This is a genomic window from Vibrio sinaloensis, assembly GCF_000808535.1.
Classification (GTDB): domain Bacteria; phylum Pseudomonadota; class Gammaproteobacteria; order Enterobacterales; family Vibrionaceae; genus Vibrio; species Vibrio sinaloensis_D.
This window is the reverse complement of record NZ_JWLV01000044.1, coordinates 1-597: the sequence shown is the minus strand read 5'-3', so window position 1 is coordinate 597 and position 597 is coordinate 1. Positions and strand designations below refer to the sequence as shown.

Sequence of the window (597 nt, the reverse complement as noted above, 5' to 3'; positions counted from 1 at the left end):
TTAGCTCAGGCCGCAGCAGATGCAGAAGCTGGCATCTCCATTACCAACGGTGACCACGAGCTAGATTTACGTGGTAATCAAGCCTTTATGCAACTTGGCAACACCCCACAAGCGACCGAGTCGATGACGCTGATGAGTTGGGTGAAGTTCAGTCAAGTGAAGGGGTTGACCCAGCGCATGGGGAGTTACGGAGGAACGAAGCAAGGGCTGTACTTAGGCATTGATAAAGATGGCGATATGTACGCTGGCGGTGGTAGCGGCTCCATTTCATACGACGATATTACGTTTGCTGCGGATGAATGGGTGCATTTGGCTTTAGTGCGAGTAGAGAATGGTGCTTTTGATAACTACACCGTCTACATCAACGGTAAGGAATTTAAGACCTTCTCGGGCATATTTAATGAGGGCAATGGTCATAACCTCTTGATAGGGGCATTAAATCACTATGCCGGAGTACAAGACCATATGGATGCAGTCTTTGACGATGTCCAGTTGTGGTCGCGGGGATTGACAGATACCGAAGTCCAAAGCTACATGCTGACCCCTCCGCTTTCTGGTGAGCAAGATGTTGTGGCGTACTACAACTTCAGCCGAGTA

The 597-nt window shown here is 49.2% G+C and carries 1 protein-coding gene; it reads left to right on the top strand.

Going from position 1 to position 597, the window contains the following annotated elements; all coding sequences use genetic code 11:
- Window positions 1-597, top strand: a 597-nt coding sequence (locus tag RJ47_RS16475) for a LamG domain-containing protein (protein WP_039485343.1), incomplete at both ends; no start/stop codon positions are given.